The organism is Sulfitobacter profundi, assembly GCF_042661425.1.
Lineage (GTDB): Bacteria > Pseudomonadota > Alphaproteobacteria > Rhodobacterales > Rhodobacteraceae > Sulfitobacter > Sulfitobacter profundi.
On sequence record NZ_JBHSWA010000001.1, the window covers coordinates 1,479,352 to 1,494,622 of the forward strand.

Consider the following 15,271-nt stretch of genomic DNA (forward strand, 5'->3'; position numbering starts at 1 on the left):
GAATGCAAGCGGATCAATCAACCATCGACCCCGCCGAGATCGCCAAATTCGAAGCGATGGCCGCCGAATGGTGGGATCTGAACGGCAAGTTCAAACCGCTGCATATGCTGAACCCCTGCCGGTTGGATTATATCACCAGCCAGATCGCGGGCGAGTTTGACCGCGATCTGACTGCCGAGGCGCCGTTTAAGGGTCTGCGCATTCTCGACATCGGGTGCGGCGGTGGATTGCTGTCGGAACCGATGGCGCGGCTGGGGGCCGAGGTGGTCGGCGCGGATGCGGCGGCGGGCAACATCCCCGTCGCGCAAATCCACGCGCAGCAGTCTGGACTGGAGATTGAATACCGCCACACCACCGCCGAAGCGATGGCCGAGGCGGGTGAGAAATTCGATGTGGTGCTGAATATGGAGGTCGTCGAACACGTTGCCTCCCCCATCGACTACCTGATCGCCTGCCGCCGCCTGCTGAAACCCGGCGGGCTGCACATCTGTTCGACCCTGAACCGCAATCCAAAGTCCTTTATGATGGCGATTGTGGGCGCAGAGCATGTGATGCGCTGGCTGCCCAAGGGCACGCATGACTGGAACAAGTTCATCACGCCGGATGAACTTTTTGACCTGCTGAACCGCGCCGGATTGGAGCCTGTGGACCGCAAGGGTTTCGTCTTCAACCCCGTCGCATGGTCTTGGCGTCTGTCGGATCGGGATCTGAGCGTGAACTACGTCACCGCAAGCCTCAACCCTGGCTCAACTGACGCCTGAGCGCGCGCAGGATCGGCAGCGTGGCGCGGACCTGCTCTTCGCCCAGATCATCCACCACGTTGGAAATCATCGGCGTGATCGCGTTCACCGCTGCATCCCGTGCTTGTCGCCCGGCAGGGCTGATCGCGACCATCTTGCGCCGCGCGTCATCCCAATCGGGGCGGATATGGACGTAACCGGCCCATTCCAGCTTGCTCAGCGTGTTGGTCATCGCCCCGCGGGTGACGTTGAAAGTCTCGGCCAATTGCGCGGGCGAGCGTTCGCCGCCGTGCCACGACAGAGAGTTCAGCACCGAAAAATGCGAGATCTCCATCCCGCGCGGCAGAACCCGCGTGAGGCGGCTGCGCACCTGTTGATCGGCGGCCAGCAATTCACCGAACAGCATGATCGCAAGTGTGTTTTTATCGTCGGTCATCTTAGGTCCGGTCAGGGCGCGGCAAAGGGGCGGCGGTTGGCAAGGCTGGGCACTTTGGCGCGGGCCTTGTTACATTCTTCCATGTCCATGTCACAAAAGTAAACGCCGGGGGCCGTCCCGGCATCCAGCACAACCTCCCCCAAGGGGCCACGACCAGCGAATGCCCATAGGTATCGCGGGTTTTGTGTCCGGCACTGGCGTGCGTGCCGGTCTGCGCCGGGGCCAACACATAGCAGCCATTCTCAATCGCCCGCGCCCGCAGCAGGCTGTGCCAATGCGCGGCCCCCGTCACCGGAGAGAAGGCCGCAGGCATCGTGAGGATACGCGCCCCCGCCTCTGCAAGCGCTTGATAAAGCGACGGAAAGCGCATGTCATAGCAAACCGACATGCCGATCTTTCCAAAAGCCGTCTCGGCCACCACGGCCTTGTCACCGGGGCGATAGCCTGCGGATTCGCGGTAGGTCTCGGTCGCGCTGATATCCACGTCGAACATATGGATCTTGTCGTAACGGGCCACAATCTCTCCCTTCGGAGAGATCAGGAAAGACCGATTGGCAAAACGCCCATCGCCGCCCCGCGTCTTGAGCGCGAGTGAGCCGATCAGCAGCCAAATGCCCGCCTTCGCCGCCTCTTCGCGCAGGGCGGCGAGGGTGGCATCGTCTTCCTCATAGGCGAGCACCGCCTGCTGATGGGTCCGGCTGGTGCTGACGCAATTCGTCACCTCAGGCGTCAGGACAAACGTTGCCCCGCCCGCCACCGCCTCGCGCAACAAGGCGCGGGTTTCGATCAGATTGGCAGCCGGATCGTCCGAGACGTTGAGTTGCAGCAGCGCGATTTTCATCTGTCTTGCAGCAGCGCGTCGAGTTTGCCCGCACGGTCCAGCGCATAAAGTTCATCACAGCCGCCCACATGCACGTCACCAATGAAGATCTGCGGCACGGTACGGGCACCGCCGGCGCGTTGGATCATTTCTTTCTTGCGCTCAGGCTCCGACAGAACATCGACCTCATCAAAGGCCGCTCCCTTCTGGGTCAGCAGGCGTTTGGCGGAATGACAAAAACCGCAGAGCGGCGACGTATAGATTTCGACAGGTTGCATAGGATCACCCTTTGAACAGTTAACGTTGCACAGTGATCTAGGTCTCTTTGGCCACGCGCGCCAGTGCCAGCACGAAAACGGGGCCGGAACCGGCGGCAAGACATGCCTCTGTGCAGGCGGTCAGTGTAGCGCCAGAGGTGAACACATCGTCCACCAAAATCACCGGTCGCATGATGATACGGTGTCGCCGCCGCGGATGAACTGCGATCGCTTCCTGCAGGACGCTGTACCGTTCCGCCCGACCCAACCCATCCAGCGACGGCGTGTGCCGGACCCGCTGCAACAGATCGGGACACCAACTGCGGCCGGTTTCAGCCGACAGGGCTTTGGCCAGCAAGGCGGATTGGTTGTAGCGCCGTTTCAGCAAACGCCGCCAATGCAGCGGAACCGGCGCGATCAGAGCCGTATCAGGCAAGAGGCCCTGCGCCGCCTGCGCCATCCACCGCGCGCCCGGGCGCGCGATCTCTTGGCGGTCACCGTGTTTCAGCGCCAAGACCAGCCTGCGCCCCATATCGCGATAAAGCAGCGCCGTCCGGCCCTGTGCCCAAGGCCGCGGCGTGGCAAGACAAGCATCACAATGCGGTGAAGCCACATCACCGCCGCCCGGCAGCGGCACGCCGCAGGCGTCGCAGACCGTGCCACCGATAAAGCCCGTGTCGCGCCAACAGGTGCCGCAAAGCCCAAAATCTGCATCGACCAAACCGCCGCAGCCCAAACAGCGCGGCGGATAGATCAGTGATACTGCTGTTTGAAGTCCCCGTGGCGGCATTCTATGTGTTCCTCATGACAGCACAGCCCACACTGACCGACCCCAAGGCCCTCGCCCATCGCCGCGCCCGCGCGACGGTGCGGGGCATGTTCTTGCAACAGGCAGCCGCCGATGAGGTTCAGGATCGGGTGGGATTGGTTAAGAAAGCGTTTACCGCTCCAGCCATCGTGACCGCTTTCCCGCAGGTCTGGGCAGCCGCCTTCCCTGAGGCCCAGATTATCCCCGAGGCCGAAGTGCTGGCGCTGGAACCGCAGGCCCATGATCTGGTGATCCACGCCATGGGGCTGCATTGGGCGAATGACCCGATCGGCCAGCTGATCCAATGCCGCCGTGCGCTGCGGCCCGATGGGCTGTTGCAAGCCGTGGCACTGGGCGGGCAAACCCTGCATGAACTGCGCGCCTGCCTTGGCCAAGCTGAAGCCGAAGTGACCGGCGGCCTGTCGCCGCGCATCGCCCCGATGGGGGAACTGCGCGACCTTGGCGCGCTGTTGCAACGCGCCGGACTGGCGCTGCCGGTGGCCGATAGCCAACCGCTGACCGTGGAGTACGAACACGCTTGGGCCCTGATGCGCGACCTGCGCGAGATGGGTGAGACCAACGCCCTGCAAGCCCGCCTGCGCCGCCCCACGGGCCGCGCGGTTCTGACCCGCGCGGCAGAGCTTTACGCCACCCATTTCACCGCCGCATCGGGCCGGGTTACCGCGACCTTCGATATGATCTTCCTCGCCGGTTGGGCACCGGATGAAAGCCAGCAGAAACCCCTGCGCCCCGGATCGGCCCAACAGCGGCTTGCAGATGCGCTGAATAGTCGCGAGGAGCCGCTCCCCGATTGACCCAATCTGCAAAGCGGCTATCTCTGCGCGGATCATATGCGAGGAAACCCCATGCAGGCAGCCCAGCCCCAATCCGCCCAACCAGACTCCGGCCAACCGGAACACGGCCCCAACGACCACCCCAAAGTCCCGCGTCCCAAGGTTGGCGTCCTGCTCGCCAACCTCGGCACGCCGGACGGCTATGACTATTGGTCGATGCGCCGCTACCTAAGCGAGTTCCTCTCGGACCGCCGGGTGATCGACTACAGCCCGTGGAAATGGCAGCCGCTGTTGCAGACGGTGATCCTTTCCAAACGCCCCTTCACCAGCGGCGCGGCCTATAAATCCATCTGGAACGAGGCTGAGAACGAAAGCCCGCTGGCGACGATCACCAAGTCGCAGACAGCCAAGATCAAGGCGGCGATGCAGGCGCGTTACGGTGACGATGTGATGGTCGATTACGCCATGCGCTACGGCAACCCATCGACCCGGTCCAAGGTCGAAGCGATGACCGCTGCAGGGTGCCAGAAGATCCTGTTTTTCCCGCTGTACCCGCAATATGCCGGGGCCACGACCGCAACGGCGAATGACGCTTTCTTTGCCGCGCTGGCCAAAGAGAAATGGCAGCCCGCGTCGCGCACCGTTGCCCCCTATTTCGACCGCCCCGACTATATCGAAGCGCTAGCCCAATCGGTTGAGCGTGCCTATGCCGCGAAGGACAAAAAGCCCGACCTACTGGTCTGCTCCTACCACGGTCTGCCGCAGCGCTATCTGATGGAGGGCGACCCCTATCATTGCCAATGTCAGAAAACGACGCGCCTGCTGAAAGAGCGTCTGGGCTGGGGCGACAGCGAGATCATGACGACTTTCCAGTCGCAGTTCGGCCCCGAGGAATGGCTGCAACCCTATACGGTCGAAGAGGTCGCCCGACAGGCCAAGGCTGGCAAGAAAAGCATCGCCGTCTGCGCGCCTGCCTTCTCGGCCGACTGCATCGAAACGCTCGAAGAGATCAACGAAGAGATCAAGGAAAGCTTTGAAGAGGCCGGCGGCGAGGATTTCACCTATATCCCCTGCCTGAACGATGATGCCGCGCATATCGAGGCACTGACCACGATCATCAGTGAAAATCTGGCTGGCTGGGTCTAAGCCCGCCTTGGGGTCGCTGCGGCGGCCCCTTTTTCAAAGCCATACGCAGAATACAAAAAAGGCGGTGCATTGCACCGCCTTTTCCGTTTGATCGTCAGTTCCGATTAGTCGGAAGCAACAGCTGCGGCAACCAGTGCCAGCAGGATCAGGGGAACCAGGATGCCCGAGGACGAACCTGTTGTTTCTTCCACGATGACCGGTGCTTCGACGATCGGCTCGGCCAGCGAACCAGCAAAAGCAGTCGATGCAGCAGCGGACAGAGCAGCGGCGAGAACGAGTTTCTTCATAACATAACCTCCAGAATAGGCGTGCTGTATCATATACATACACGCACCCAAGACTTACCTCGTAATCTCGTTCTAAACAGTATCGGCAAAAGTTTGCAAACCCGGAATCAGCTATTGCATCAAGGAATCAGGGGGATGTCGTCAAATAAGCAACACCTGCGTGCCGACCTTTGTCATGGCAAAAAGTTCGGCGATATGTTCGTTATAGAGCCCAATGCAACCATTGGAAGACTTACGCCCAATTTTTCTTGTGTCATGGGTTCCGTGGATACGGTAATACGTCCAGCTGAGGTACAGCGCATGGGTGCCCAGCGGGTTATCCGGGCCGGGCCCGACATAGGGCGGCCACTCGGGATTGCGCTTGAGCATGGAAGGCGTGGGACGCCAGCTTGGCCCCTCGACCTTTTTGATGACACGGGTGCGACCCCGGCGCGTAAGGTCTTCGGTCAGCGGCACCGATGAGGGGTAGAGTTTGTAAACGCTCTGGTCCTCGGACCAGTAATGCACCGCCCGGCTGTCGATATCGACCAGCACCGCGCCGTTGCGCGTGTTGCTGAAATAGGGGCGCCAATCCAACATCCGGAAGCTCGAGACATTGCGCTGGACCGATTCAGTCAGATCGCGCTCTGTCTCGGTCGTCGCGGAGGAGTTGAAAGAAGAGGTGCTTTGCGCCAGCGCCGGTGTGGCAAGCATCGCGGCGCTGCCAGCCAGAAAGCCACGGCGGCTCTTAATCGAAAAACGGTGAGCGGACATGGAGCGTCTCCAAACTGAAATTATGCTAATTAACGCCATATATATGGCTCGAAAGACGCAGTTTCAATTGAAACCGGCCCCACACGGCAGAGTCACGCCTATGTGCGTTTGAACTGCAACGCGCCCCGATGTAAGGCAGAAAAAATCTCATTGCGTGGAGCGCTCATATGATCCGTATCCTGACCATCCTGCTGGCGCTGACGGTTGCGCTGTCTGCCTGTGCCCCGTCCAGCACGAGTGGCGGCAAAGTCGGCGGTTCCTACCGCATCAGCCGTTCCGACGCGGGTACAATCCAATTCCGTATGCTCGACTCGGTGAATGCGCTGCGCAGCTCGGCTGGGGTCACGCCTTTGGCGCTGGATGCCAAACTGAACGCCGCCGCCGCGACCCACTCGCGCGATATGTCGGTGCAAAACCGTCCATGGCACTTCGGCTCTGACGGGTCGTCGCCGATCGACCGTATCCAGCGCGTTGGCTATACCGGCGGTCTGGTCGGCGAAGTCATCTCGGAAACCTATGAGACCGAGCTTGAGACCCTCGCCGCCTGGATGGAGCAGCCAGACACCCGCCGCATCTTGATGGCACCCGATGGCCGTCAGATGGGTTTCTCTTGGTATCAGGAAAACGGCGGCAAGATCTGGTGGACGCTGGTCGTCGGCAACTGATCTTTCGCTGAACAAGCGGTTTATCCGGCCCCTGCGGGGGCCGGTTTCGTTTTAACCGACCCGGTGATCAGGGTGTGATCAGGATCGGCGTGCCATCGCGCACCATCGCATAGACATCTTCGATCTCTTTGTTGGTGACCGCGATACAGCCCCAAGTCCAATCGGTCTTTTCTTTCTGCCGCGGGTCTTTTTGCCCGTGAATAAAGATATCGCCGCCGGGGCTTTTGCCCATGGCGCGGGCGGTCTCGATATCCCGTGCGTTGGGGTAATCGATCCCGACGGAAAGATGAAAGCGGCTGTTCGGATTGCGACGGTCGATTCGGTACAGCCCTTCGGGCGTGCGCCCATCCCCCTCAAAAGTCTTGTGACCCACAGGAGCGAAGCCCAGCTTGATCGAATAGTCCTCCAACACGCGGTTATGATGCAACAGCATCATGCGACGTTGGCTTTTGTTCACAACCACATAGGTCACTTCGGGACCATTGTATCGTTTGAATTTACTGTTGCTGCACGCCCCAAGCGCCACCATAGCGGTGCCGCCAAGTATCATTGTCCTGCGCTTCATCACTGTGCCCTCAAAGCCCCGGCCATTCCGGCCCTTTTTACCTGAGCTACCACAATGAGGGATTAATTTCATTCAAAAAGAGGTGATGAGCCGAGCCAAATGCAGCCCTTTTGCCTAACCTTCCGGCAGTGTCAGGCAAGCGGAAAGCTCCACATGCGACGACCAGCGAAACTGGTCCACGACCTGCACCCAGTCCAGCCGATACCCTGCCGCCACCATATTTTGCACATCACGGGCAAAGCTGACCGGGTTGCAAGAAACATAGGCCACGCGCGGCACCCCGGCGCGGATGATCTCGGCCACCTGCGCCTCGGCCCCGGCGCGGGGCGGGTCCAGTACGACGGCGTCGATCTTGGCCAATTCATCCGGCAAGAGCGGACGGCGGAACAGATCGCGTGTCTCAACGGTGAGCGGTTTGGCCCCCTTGGCCCGTCGCCAGCCGCCCTCAAGCGCGGCGATCATCTCGGCATCGCCCTCAACCGCATGAACCCGCGCCTTTTGCGCCAGTGGCAAAGCGAAGGTGCCGCAGCCTGCGAACAGGTCCGCCACGGTCTCGGCCTCCCCCACGGCATCCACGACGGCGGCGCGCAGGGCCGCTTCGCCATGGCGGGTGGCTTGCAAAAACGCGCCCGGCGGGGGCGTGACCGCTGCGTTGCCAAAGCGCTGCGCGGGCGGCGCACGCATCGCGATCACCTCGCCATTCCAAGTCAGCCGTGCTAGCGCCAAAGCCTCACAGGTCTGCGCCAACTGTTGCCTCAGCGGCCCATCGAGCGGTTTGCCATTGGCAACCGACACGTCCAGCCCCTCTTCCGACAGCGTCACGGTCACGGCCAATTCGGCCTTGCGGCTGGTGCCGATCAGCGCCAGTTCCTCTGCAACCTTCAACCCCGGCAAAAGCGCGGGGTCGACCAACTGACAGCCCGGCACCTCGATCAACACGTCGGAAGCGCGGCCATGGAACCCCGCCATGGCGCCCTTTTTCGTGCGGCGCGCAGCAAAGGTGGCCCGGCGGCGCGATTGCGCGGGTGAGGTTTGGATGGGGCGAAATTCTGTCTCTAACCCATGCGCCGACAGCGCATTGCGCACCACATCAACCTTCCACGCAGCCACGAAATCATCTGCGGCATGCTGCAACTGGCAGCCCCCGCAGGATTTGAAATGGCGGCACGGCGGCGCGACCCGCTGTTCTGACGGCGTAACGATCCGCACGTCGCGCAGCAGTTGGCCCTCGACCTCACCGCTGACGGTTTCCCCGGCAGGGTCATCGGAGCAAAGATCGGACCTTCGGCGATGCCGTCGCCGTGGTGGCCAAGGCGCAAGATGTGATGTTCTGTCATAGCCTGCCCATAGCGCGGCAAAGGCCACAGCGAAAGCCTATTCCGCCGCCCTCACATCCAGAAACCCGCCTGACTGACGATGCCAATAGCGTGCATAAAGCCCATCTTGGGCAAGCAGATCAGCATGGCTGCCGATCTCTGCGATGCGGCCTGCGTCCAACACCATGATGCGGTCCATCTCTGTCAGGGTCGATAGGCGGTGGGCGATGGCCAGCACGGTTTTGCCTTCCATCACGCGGTCTAGGGTCTGCTGGATGGCCGCCTCAACTTCGCTATCCAGCGCGCTCGTCGCCTCATCCAACACCAGTATTGGCGCGTCTTTCAGGATCGCTCGGGCCAAGGCGATGCGCTGACGCTGTCCACCCGAAAGCTTCACCCCACGCTCCCCCAGATGCGCGTCATAGCCGCGGCGGCCTTTGTGATCCTCGAGTTCCTGAATGAATTCATGCGCTTCGGCACGTTCGGCCGCCGCGATAACCTCGGCCTCGGTCGCATCGGGCCGCCCGTAAAGGATGTTGTCCCGCGCGGAGCGGTTGAACATCGCGGTTTCTTGCGTGACCATGCCGATATTGCGCCGCAAGCTCTCTTGCGTGACTTCCGATGTATCCATTCCGTCAATCACGATCTTGCCCTGTTCCGGTTCATAGAGCCGTAAAAGCAGCGCAACGAGGGTCGATTTCCCTGCCCCCGAGGCACCAACGATCCCCAGCTTCTCGCCCGGTTTGATGGTCAGTGAAATTTGGTCGATCCCACCCGTCTGGCGGCCATAGGCAAAGCCGAGGTCGCGCAGTTCGATCTGCCCGGCCTCCACGACCAATTCCTGCGCATCAGGCCCATCATCCAACCGCACGCGCGGCGTCAAAGTGCGCATGCCGTCTTCGACCTCACCAATGTTGGAATAGATCGCCATCAGCGTGAAAGACACCCAGCCGGTCATCTGGGCGATACGGATCGCGATGGCACCCGAGGCCACGATATCCCCCTCGCTCGCCATGCCGCGCTGCCACAGCAGGATCGTGCCGCCCAACAGCAGAACCGGCAGAAGCCCGGCAAGGCTCATCAGCGCCAAACGGAACCCTGCGGCGAGATAGCCAAACTCCAGCGCCCGGGCTCGAAAGCTTTGCATCGCGGAAAGCGCTGCGCGGTCCTCGTGATCGGCATGGGCAAAGAGTTTCACCGTCTTGATATTGGTGATCGTATCCACCACCTGCCCCGACACCAACGCCCGCGCCCCGGCACGGCCCGCCGCCCGCTTGCGCACGCGCGGCAAGAACCAGTTGATCAGCGCCAGATACATGACCAGCCAGACCGAAAACCCAACCGCCACGCGCCAATCGATCGCCAGAAGCAGCGCCACCGACCCCACGAGGGAGGCGAGCGCAAAGGCCACCACGTTGATCACCTCAGCCGCCACATCCGTCACCGCCCGCGCCGCCTGCATCTGCTTTTGCGCGATGCGCCCGGCGAAGTCTTCGTCAAAGAAATTTACGTTCTGCCCCAGCGTCCAACGGTGCAAACGCGACAGCACCAGCGGGTTGACATTGGGCTGCACCATGATCGCGTTCGAGGCCGAGGACAGGCCGAACAGCACAGGCCGCGCCACCAAAAAGAACGCCACCGCGCCCAGTACTAACACCAGACTGCTGCCTTCGAAAAACCGCTCGGGGCCCGTGCTGACCGTGGCATCGATGACCTTGCCCAAAATCCACGCCGTGCCCGCCTCCATCGCGCCAGCGGCCGCCGATAGAAAAGCCGCGAGCCAGAGCACCGGCCAAGCGCCCGACAGGCACCAGCGCATGAAAGCCCCCAGCGTTTGCGGCGGCGGACCATTGGCGGGGTGAAACGGGTTGATCCAGTTCGAAATGCTCACGACTTGTCATCCAATGCGAGAAAACCGCCCGACTGACGGTGCCAGAAGGCTGCATATAGGCCAGCTTTCTGCAAAAGCGCGTCATGGGTGCCTTCTTCAACGATACGGCCCTGATCCAAAACCAGAATTCGGTCCATCTCGGCAATCGTGGACAGGCGGTGCGCGATGGCGATGACCGTCTTGCCCGCCATCATGTCATAGAGCGTTTCTTGAATGACCGCCTCCACCTCACTGTCGAGCGCGCTTGTCGCCTCATCCAGCAGCAAGATCGGCGCGTTCTTCAGGATGACCCGCGCCAGCGTGATGCGCTGACGCTGCCCGCCGGAAAGCTTCACACCCCGTTCACCGACACGTGCCTCATAGCCCGCCCGCCCCTCCGGGTCAGTCAGATCAAGGATGAACTCATGCGCCTGCGCCTGTTTCGCAACCGCGATCATCTCAGCCTCGGTTGCATCAGGGCGGCCATAAAGGATGTTTTCCCGCACCGAGCGGTGCAGCAGCGATGAATCCTGCTGCACGACACCGATATGCCGCCGCAGACTGTCTTGCCGCACCTGTGCAATGTCCTGCCCGTCGATCCGGATCTGACCTGTTTCGGCATCGTAGAACCGCAGCATCAGTTTCACGAGGGTCGATTTCCCTGCGCCAGAGCGGCCAACAAGGCCAATCTTCTCCCCCGGCTGCACGGTGATATCGATACCTTGGATCCCGCCGCTTTCGCGCCCGTAATGATGGCTTAGCCCTGCCATCTCGATCCGGCCTTCGGTCAGCTTCAAGGGGGCGCATCGTGTCGGTCGGTCAGGGCGAGAGGCTGGGCGATGGTCTCCATCCCCTCGGCCACGACACCCAGTTCGCGGAAGAAACTCGACAGAGCCCACATGATCCAACTGGTCATTGAGTTGAGCCGCAGCGCCAGCGCGGCGGCAGCGGCCACGACGCCGACGCTCGCTTCGCCCGCCATCCAAAGCACCAGCGCCCAGCCGACGATACCCACGATCAACATGCCGTTGAGAAGGGTCAGCACCACGTCCATGATGCTGAAAATCCGCATCTCGCCCTGAAAGGTACGCCGCGCCTCTTCGATGGCCTCTCCGGCAAAGTCGACCTCTAAATCATGATGCGCGAACATCTTGACCGAATGGATATTCGTATAGGCATCCACCACGCGCCCCGTCACCTGAGACCGCGCGTCCGACGCCGCCTTGGACGCAGGCCCGACCCGTTTGATCGTCCATGCCACCAAGCCAGCGTAGAGGATAAACCACCCCAAAAGCGGCACTAACAAGCGGATATCAGAGGTGGACAGCAGGATCGCCGCGCCGATCATATAGGCCAGCGAATAAGAGATCGCGTCAAAAACCTGAAAGATCACCTCCCCCGCTGCCGGGGGTGTCTGCATGATCCGGTTGGCGATACGCCCGGCGAAATCATTCTCGAACCAGCCGACGGATTGCCGCAACACATGCCGATGCGCCCGCCAGCGGATCAGGGTGCCAAAGTTCGGCAGGATTGCATTGTTGAGAAGCATCACGTCGACCGCCTGCACCAAGGGCCGCAGGAACAGGACGGCAAGGGCCACGAGGGTCAGTTCGGTGCCATAGTCCTCCCACATCTGCGCGGGGTCGCTGCCGAGCAGGTCAACGATACGGCCCATATAGTAGATCAAACCGATCTCGATCGCTGCGACAAGGATCGCCATCACCCCGGCGAGGACAAAGACCTTTTTAAACGGCTGCGCGTAGTCCCGCAAAAAGGGCAAAAGCCCCTGCGGCGGATGATCCTTTTCCCGATAGGCAACATAGGGATCAACGAGGTTTTCGAAAAAGCGAAACATGGGGAGACCTTGGAAATAGACGTGCAAAATACGCGGCAATGCCCAATAGCAAAGCCGCAAAGGGGCAATGGTTATGCCAGCTTAGCTAAACCAGATCCCGCGGTACATCTCGCCCATCTCCCTTGTAATGCGGTTTGGATAGCCGAATTTCCGCGCGATGTCGACCTAGCTGGACTTTCGCAGCAACTCCGCGCGGGTCTGGGTGAAGCCGGAGTTGATCCAGATTTGCTCCAGCCGGGCAAGCTCTTGCCCTAAGGCCGGGCCTTTGAACGCTGGCATCAGGTCTTTGGCCATTACCGGAAAACGGGCAGTGGCGGCGTTCGAAATCGTCTCTAACACGGTGATTTCGGGCATCTGTTCTGCCATAGCGCCGCGTAGCATTGCAGCGCCATGGGCGATCCCTGCCCCATGACGATAGGCAAGTTCGGCCAGCGGTGGCCCGGCAAAGCCTTGCTCTTGCAGCAACGTCAGGCGCTTGGCCTCTGCCTTGCTCAACCGCAGACGATCCGCCAAAGCTTCCCCGCCCAGCGCGGCCAGCCGAACCAGCCAGTCAGGCTCAAGCCCCAACATTTGTTCAAAATGAACCAGCATGGATAGCCAGCGGTCATCACTCCCCGGCAAAAGCACCGGCAAGGCACCGGTTTGCCGCATCAACGCCAAGGCGGGGGCGGGATCCGGCGCGCGGAGCAGCTTTTTGAACTCCTGCCCGACACGCTCTGCCGAAAGCGTTTCTAACCCATCCAAATTCGACGCGATGGCATCCAGCGCCTCCGGCTCCGGCCCCGCCTCCGGGTCGCCATACCACGCCATGAAGCGAAAATAGCGCAGGGTGCGCAGGTAATCCTCGCGAATACGCTGACCTGCATCCTCGATAAAACGCAGCCGTCGCGCGTACAGGTCAGGCAGGCCGCCCAACGGGTCAATCACACGGCCCTCGGGCGTAGCATAGAGCGCGTTCATCGTGAAATCACGGCGGCGGGCATCTTCGGCGATATCGGTGGAAAAGGCCACGACAGCCCGGCGGCCATCGGTTTCCACATCGCGCCGAAAGGTGGTGATCTCAAACGGTTTGCCGCCCGACACAAGCGTTACCGTGCCATGGTCGATCCCTGTCGGCACGGCCTTGACCCCGGCGGCCTTGGCCAGCGCCATCACCGCTTCAGGTGTCGCATCGGTGGAGAGGTCCACATCGCTGTCCGGCAGACCCAACAGCGCGTCGCGCACGCAACCGCCGACGAAATAGATACGGTGCCCGCCATCCTGCACCACGCGGCAAACCCGCTGTGCGTCTGCGTCATGTAACCATCGCGTCGTGGTTGGAATCATGTGTTCATGCGGGTCGCCCATGCCCGCAACATACGCGCGGTCGCGCCCCAGATGTAATAGGGGCCATAGGGAACAGCGTAATAATACCGCCGCTGGCCCCGCCAACGCCGGGAATGCACAAGGTAGTTGCTGGGGTTCAGCACATGGTCGAGCGGCACGCGAAACACCTCTTCGACCTCGCCGGGTTCTGGCACCACGGTGAAATCGCGCGTCACATAGCCGATCACGGGGGTGACGCTAAAGCCGGTGACCGTCTCATGGGCCGGAAGAACACCCAAGACATCTACGATGTCGCTCGGCAGGCCGATCTCTTCGCGCGCTTCGCGCAGGGCGGCGGCGATGACATCCGCATCGCCGCCGTCTTGTTTACCCCCGGAAAGGCAATCTGCCCGGGGTGATGTTTCAGCGCCGAAGACCGCTTGGTCAGGATCAGTTCCAGCCGCGTTCCGGTATCCACCACCGGGGCGAGCACACCCGCAGGCCGCAGACTGCGCCCCTCGGGCAGGGTGACCTCCGGGTTCAGATCGAAATCGGAGGATTCCACCCCAGTCTGGGCAAGCGCCTCGCGAAAGGACTGGAACCGGTCGCTCACCCTAGGCCTTGGCGTCGAAACCGACCGTGGCCGGATCAAGGTCATAATGCGCGCCGCAGAACTGGCAGTCTGCGGTCACCCGCCCTTCGTCCGTGGTCATCTTTTCGATATCGCGGGCCGAGTAGATCGACAGGCTCTGACGCACGCGGTCTTCGGAACAGGTGCAGCCGAAACGCACCGGCTGAGGGTCATAGACCCGCGGTTGTTCCTCGTGAAACAATCGCAACAGCAGATCGGTCGGCGGTACGCTGGGTCCGATCAGCTCAAGATCCTCAACCGTGCCGAGCAGGATGTTCACGCGGTTCCAATTCTCGGCCTCGTCGCCTTCGACCAAATCATCGGCCTTGAGGACCTCACCCGTCCCTTCGCCCGACGCCGATAGTGGCGAGGCTTTGGGCATATGTTGCAACATGATGCCACCAGCACGCCAATGCTCTGGCTCGCCCGGACCCGACGATTTGCCAAAGCTTAGCGAAAAGCGGGTCGGCAACTGCTCGGACTGGGCGAAATAGGCTTCCGCACAGGCAGCCAAAGACCCACCGGCCAGCGGCGTGATGCCCTGATAGGGGGTCATGCCTTTGCCTTGGTCGATCATGATCGCGAAATAGCCTTCGCCGATCTGTTCAAACGGGGCGTCATCGGTCAGCCGATCCGCATCATAGCTGGCATAGGCGCGGATGCGCGCAGGCTCGCCTTCCTTTTCGGGGCCGTAGTAATCGGTCGCGATCATCCGAACGGCACCTTTGGATTGCACCTGTAGCGACAGTTTCCAACGCAGTTTGATCGTCTGACCGATCAATGCGGTCAACAACGCCATCTCGGCCACCAAGGCTTCGACCTGCGGCGGATAGTCGTGCTGCTTCAGGATGCCCTCCAACACGCCATCAAGCCGCGCCACGCGGCCGCGCATGTCGACATCATCAAGCTGAAAGGGCAGAACGGTATCGTCCCACGCGATTTTAGTTCCTTGGGTCATCGGGTTTCCTTATCGGGGGCCGCTTGGCATACCGCGTCTATATAGGCGCAGCAACCCATGGAAAA

The 15,271-nt window shown here is 61.4% G+C and carries 13 protein-coding genes and 4 pseudogenes; 4 read left to right on the forward strand and 13 right to left on the reverse strand.

The features are described 5' to 3' along the window. The first annotated feature begins 2 nt into the window (after nucleotides 1-2). Nucleotides 3-761: a bifunctional 2-polyprenyl-6-hydroxyphenol methylase/3-demethylubiquinol 3-O-methyltransferase UbiG gene (gene ubiG, locus ACFQAU_RS07745; protein WP_132443943.1), complete on the forward strand. Its 759-nt coding sequence runs from the start codon at nucleotides 3-5 to the stop codon at nucleotides 759-761. On the opposite strand, the gene ACFQAU_RS07750 is transcribed toward ubiG, so the two are convergent. The 4 genes and pseudogenes from ACFQAU_RS07750 to ACFQAU_RS07765 form a co-directional block, all read right to left on the reverse strand. Further along, nucleotides 736-1,176: a MarR family winged helix-turn-helix transcriptional regulator gene (locus tag ACFQAU_RS07750; RefSeq protein WP_067627893.1), complete on the reverse strand. Its 441-nt coding sequence runs from the start codon at nucleotides 1,174-1,176 to the stop codon at nucleotides 736-738. The genes ubiG and ACFQAU_RS07750 overlap by 26 nt on opposite strands. Before the next feature lie 11 nt (nucleotides 1,177-1,187). Further along, nucleotides 1,188-2,017 (reverse strand): annotated as a pseudogene (locus ACFQAU_RS07755) (carbon-nitrogen hydrolase family protein). After that, a complete protein-coding gene (grxC, locus tag ACFQAU_RS07760) occupies nucleotides 2,014-2,274 on the reverse strand; it encodes a glutaredoxin 3 (protein WP_067941907.1) in 261 nt (86 codons plus the stop codon). The pseudogene ACFQAU_RS07755 and the gene grxC overlap by 4 nt, the downstream one beginning before the upstream one ends. Before the next feature lie 37 nt (nucleotides 2,275-2,311). Beyond that, nucleotides 2,312-3,043 (reverse strand): ComF family protein, encoded by a 732-nt coding sequence (locus ACFQAU_RS07765; RefSeq protein ID WP_120349777.1) that lies wholly within the window; start codon nucleotides 3,041-3,043, stop codon nucleotides 2,312-2,314. 14 nt (nucleotides 3,044-3,057) lie between these two features. Between ACFQAU_RS07765 and ACFQAU_RS07770 the strand changes: the two genes are divergently transcribed. Together ACFQAU_RS07770 and hemH are read left to right on the forward strand one after the other, a co-directional pair. Beyond that, nucleotides 3,058-3,876 (forward strand): methyltransferase domain-containing protein, encoded by an 819-nt coding sequence (locus ACFQAU_RS07770; protein ID WP_132444176.1) that lies wholly within the window; start codon nucleotides 3,058-3,060, stop codon nucleotides 3,874-3,876. A 51-nt stretch (nucleotides 3,877-3,927) separates the two neighbouring features. Beyond that, nucleotides 3,928-5,001 carry a ferrochelatase gene (hemH, locus tag ACFQAU_RS07775; protein ID WP_132443945.1) on the forward strand — a complete coding sequence of 358 codons (1,074 nt, stop codon included), beginning with the start codon at nucleotides 3,928-3,930 and terminating at the stop codon, nucleotides 4,999-5,001. A 104-nt stretch (nucleotides 5,002-5,105) separates the two neighbouring features. On the opposite strand, the gene ACFQAU_RS07780 is transcribed toward hemH, so the two are convergent. After that, on the reverse strand, nucleotides 5,106-5,288 hold the full coding sequence (locus ACFQAU_RS07780; protein WP_067261136.1) for a hypothetical protein: 183 nt from the start codon (nucleotides 5,286-5,288) through the stop codon (nucleotides 5,106-5,108). Nucleotides 5,289-5,429: 141 nt separating this feature from the next. Next, complete coding sequence (locus ACFQAU_RS07785) at nucleotides 5,430-6,041, reverse strand: L,D-transpeptidase (protein ID WP_067627906.1); 612 nt, start codon at nucleotides 6,039-6,041, stop codon at nucleotides 5,430-5,432. Between the two features lie 167 nt (nucleotides 6,042-6,208). Between ACFQAU_RS07785 and dalA the strand changes: the two genes are divergently transcribed. After that, nucleotides 6,209-6,706, forward strand: coding sequence for a divisome-associated lipoprotein DalA (dalA, locus tag ACFQAU_RS07790; protein ID WP_132443946.1), 498 nt, complete (start codon nucleotides 6,209-6,211; stop codon nucleotides 6,704-6,706). A 67-nt stretch (nucleotides 6,707-6,773) separates the two neighbouring features. Here dalA and ACFQAU_RS07795 read toward each other — a convergent pair whose 3' ends face one another. The 7 genes and pseudogenes from ACFQAU_RS07795 to hslO form a co-directional block, all read right to left on the reverse strand. Then, nucleotides 6,774-7,271 carry a L,D-transpeptidase family protein gene (locus ACFQAU_RS07795; protein WP_132443947.1) on the reverse strand — a complete coding sequence of 166 codons (498 nt, stop codon included), beginning with the start codon at nucleotides 7,269-7,271 and terminating at the stop codon, nucleotides 6,774-6,776. A 114-nt stretch (nucleotides 7,272-7,385) separates the two neighbouring features. Continuing rightward, nucleotides 7,386-8,608: pseudogene (locus ACFQAU_RS07800) on the reverse strand (class I SAM-dependent RNA methyltransferase). Between the two features lie 37 nt (nucleotides 8,609-8,645). Then, a complete protein-coding gene (locus ACFQAU_RS07805) occupies nucleotides 8,646-10,478 on the reverse strand; it encodes an ABC transporter ATP-binding protein (protein WP_132443949.1) in 1,833 nt (610 codons plus the stop codon). Beyond that, nucleotides 10,475-12,312: pseudogene (locus ACFQAU_RS07810) on the reverse strand (ABC transporter ATP-binding protein). Before ACFQAU_RS07810 ends, ACFQAU_RS07805 begins: the two are co-directional and overlap by 4 nt. 165 nt (nucleotides 12,313-12,477) lie before the next feature. Further along, entirely contained in the window at nucleotides 12,478-13,638 is a 1,161-nt protein-coding gene (locus ACFQAU_RS07815; protein WP_132443951.1) for a CCA tRNA nucleotidyltransferase, read from the reverse strand. After that, nucleotides 13,635-14,275 (reverse strand): annotated as a pseudogene (locus tag ACFQAU_RS07820) (CoA pyrophosphatase). Before ACFQAU_RS07820 ends, ACFQAU_RS07815 begins: the two are co-directional and overlap by 4 nt. Further along, nucleotides 14,232-15,206, reverse strand: a complete 975-nt coding sequence (hslO, locus tag ACFQAU_RS07825) for an Hsp33 family molecular chaperone HslO (RefSeq protein ID WP_067622281.1) — start codon at nucleotides 15,204-15,206, stop codon at nucleotides 14,232-14,234. Before hslO ends, ACFQAU_RS07820 begins: the two are co-directional and overlap by 44 nt. Between the last annotated feature and the right edge of the window lie 65 nt (nucleotides 15,207-15,271).